Annotated in this window: 4 protein-coding genes; all 4 read right to left on the bottom strand. The window is 73.7% G+C overall.

The window, feature by feature from the left end; genetic code table 11:
* On the bottom strand, nucleotides 1-218 hold a 218-nt coding region (locus AB1609_19525), incomplete at its 3' end, for a hypothetical protein (GenBank protein ID MEW6048634.1).
* A gap of 25 nt (nucleotides 219-243) precedes the next feature.
* Nucleotides 244-1,335, bottom strand: coding sequence for a VWA-like domain-containing protein (locus AB1609_19520; protein MEW6048633.1), 1,092 nt, complete (start codon nucleotides 1,333-1,335; stop codon nucleotides 244-246).
* On the bottom strand, nucleotides 1,310-2,401 hold the full coding sequence (locus AB1609_19515; GenBank protein ID MEW6048632.1) for a MoxR family ATPase: 1,092 nt from the start codon (nucleotides 2,399-2,401) through the stop codon (nucleotides 1,310-1,312). The genes AB1609_19520 and AB1609_19515 overlap by 26 nt, the downstream gene beginning before the upstream one ends.
* Entirely contained in the window at nucleotides 2,398-2,967 is a 570-nt protein-coding gene (locus AB1609_19510) for a hypothetical protein (GenBank protein MEW6048631.1), read from the bottom strand. The genes AB1609_19515 and AB1609_19510 overlap by 4 nt, the downstream gene beginning before the upstream one ends.
* Nucleotides 2,968-3,033: the final 66 nt, after the last annotated feature.

Raw genomic sequence — 3,033 nt, 5'->3', positions numbered from 1 at the left:
CGCGCGGGGACGAGCGCCGCCCCCGGAGCCTCGACCACGGCCGGGCAGGCCGCCCACAGCCACCCGTTCAGGTCCGTCCCGGTCACCGTGACGGCTCCACCTTCCCGGGCCTCGATCAGCACGGCGGTCAGCGCCCCGGTGACGCTGGCGGGCGCGGCTGCACGGGCGGCGCGGGACAGCGCCGCGCGGAACTGGGCTACGTCCACCTCGATCCTCAAACCTCATCCCTCCCCCGGCCACCGGTCACACCATCCTCACAACAGTCCCCCACGGCGGCCGGCCCTGGCCCCGGGGCACCAGCACCCACAGCACGGGGTAAGGAGGCGCTTCTTCGGGGTACCTGCCCTCGCCGTCGGTGAGGAACACCAGGCAGGAGGGCTGGATGCCCCGGCGGCACACCTCCTCGAAAACGGGGCGGAAGTCGGTCCCGCCCCGGCCGCGCACGGGGAAGTCAGGCAGCGGCTCCCCGCGTGCGAAGGTCCGCCACGCGTAAGTGGCGGCGTCGCAGTCCACCACGTGCAGCACCATCACGTCCTCGGCCCACAAGGCCCGGACCTCGGCCAGGAACTGGCTCAGTTCCCCTTCCGTGACCGAGCCCGACGTGTCCAGGGCCACCACGGCTTCCTCCACCGCCTCGCCGCCGAAACCGGGCAGGTACAACCCGACGTGCAGAAACCGCGGGTCGGGCGGCGGCCAGGTGTAGTCGAACCCGGCCGGGGACAGGTGGCGGGCCAGGAGGTCCCGCCAGCTCACCCGCGGGGCGAGCGCGGCGCGCAGCCGCGCCTCGATCCCCGCAGGCAGGTCCCCCGGCCGGCAGGCAGCCAGGGCTGCCGCAACCATCTCCCGCCAGCGCTCCCACACCTCGCCGGACGGCTCTTCCGGCAGATCACCGGGGCTGTGGTCGCCCCACGGCTGCGGTTCGGGGAGCGGCTCGGGCAGGCGCGCGTAGATCTCCTCCGCGGCGAGCCCCGCGAAGGCCGGGTCGTACACCGCGCGCGAGGGCAGGGCGAACCCAGCCTCGCGCAGCAGGGCGTTGGCCTCGAGGTCTATCGCCACCCCCCACTTGAGCCGGTCGCGGCTCCCCCGCCGCCACAGGTGGCCCAGGGCGCAGTGCAGCACCTCGTGGGCGACCACCGCCTCGACGGCGCCCACCCCCTCGGCGGCCGCCAGGCGCTCCACCCACGCCGGGCGGTAGAGCAGCCGGCGGCCGTCCGTGGCCGCGGTCCCGAATGCGCGGGGTTCAGCCAGGAGCAGGGCCGCCAGCGTGCCGAAAAAGGGGTGGCGGACGACCAGCCTGGCCCGGGCGAGCTCAACCAGCTCGCGCGCGGATTTCATCCACAAACACCTCCCGGTGCTCCCGCGCGAAGTCCAAAAAGCCCGGCTGGGCGGCGCACTCGGTGCCCAGGCCGGCATTCCACGCCTCTTTCAGGTAGAGCACCTGGAAGTTGCTGGGAAGCTGCGGGAGCCACCTCACGAATGCCGCCACCTGCGCCCCGACCGGCTTCCGCTTCTTCTTGAGCGCAGCCAGCCTGCTCACCAGGGCGCCGCCCAGCGCCCAGGCGACGTCGGGGCGGTCGGCCGGCGGGGCGGGCACGTCCGCGCCTGCCAGGATGGCGTCGGGGTCCGGCATTTCCCGGCGCACCCGCAGAAAGCCCAGGAACTCCCCCGCGGGGCCGGTCCCCACGCACCCCGCCACCGCCAGCGAAGGCGGGGCCGAGCCGCCCGAGGCGTCGAGCAGGCGGCTCACAAACTCCCACGTGCGCGGCGTCGGGAACGCCACCTGCCCGGTGGGCTTCCACACCAGGTCGGGGCGGAAGGCAATGAACGCGACCACTTCCTCCCGCACCCGCCCGGTGGAGTAGGCCCACGCCCGCCACGCGTCGGCGTCCGGCCTCACACCCTCGGGGCTGACGTCCAGCGCGGGCAGGTCGCACCATACCGGCAGGTGCACCACCCGGTTGGCCAGGGAGGCCAGCATGGCGTAGCTCCCGGACCGGTCGGTCACCCGGTTGCCGGCGGCGACCACGTGCCAGCCCGGGGGCACTTCGTAGCTGTCGAACTTCCGCTCCAGGAACAGCTGCAGCGCCGCCGCCTGCACCGCCGGGGGAGCGCCGGTCACCTCGTCCAGGAACCAGATTCCCTCCCGGCCATCGCGCTTCGGTTCGGGAAACTCGAACGGCGGCAGGTAGCGCGTGCGGCCCGCCGCGGTGTCGGGCACGGGCACGCCCCGCAGGTCCACCGGGCTGCGCCGCGCCAGCCGCACGTCCACAAGGCCCCAGCCGCGCTCTTTGGCCAGGTCCTTGACGCGGTCGCTCTTGCCCACGCCGGGCGGCCCCCACAGCATGGGGGCCAGCCCGGCGCGGAGGCACAGGCCCATGGATTCCACCACAGGGTCGCTCAAGGCCGTTCCCCTCCCCCGGCAAGCCCTTCGCGCCTCGCGTAGTTTTCGGGCTTGAGGGCGGCGTGGACGAGCTCGCGCAGGAAAGCCGCTCGTTCCACCGGCGTTTCGAGTTCGTGGGACACCGTCGTGACCAGGGTTTTGGCCAGCGCTACCAGATGGCGTGGCGGAGCGTGGGCTATAACCAGCGCCGAACCAACCTCGCCGAGCACGCAGGCGGCCAGCGGGCTTTCGAACCGGCGCACCACCTCGTCTCCCCGGCGCAACTCCACCGACACCACGGTGTCGGCTTCGACAGCATCCAAAGGCAGGCTGGCAGGCGGGTCCGCGAGCTCGAGGGCCACCGCGGCCATGAGGCAGTCGCGGCCCTCGGGCTTCATCCCCGCCAGCACCAGGCTGGCGGACACCGCGCGCGCCAGGCCTATAAGCAGTTGCCCGGCGCGGCCGGGGTTTCCGACCGCGATGTGGACCTGGGCCGGGCCAGCCCCGTCCGAGAACGCCGCCACACACTCCCCGCTGGCGACCACCTTCCCTCCCACGCGCAGTTCGGACACTCCCTGTTCGGACACTTCTCATCCCCTCCCCCAGTACCGGGGCCGCGCCCCGGCGCGAATCCCCCTCCCCGCCCCGGCCGG

It is taken from the genome of Bacillota bacterium, from assembly GCA_040754675.1.
Taxonomy (GTDB): domain Bacteria; phylum Bacillota; class Limnochordia; order Limnochordales; family Geochordaceae; genus Geochorda.
This window is presented reverse-complemented; position numbering and strand designations above follow the sequence as displayed.

What these genes read in the sequence shown, in the direction of transcription:
- AB1609_19520 (MEW6048633.1), bottom strand. Translation starts at nt 1,335, where the DNA reads ATGAAATCCGCGCGCGAGCTGGTTGAGCTCGCCCGGGCCAGGCTGGTC.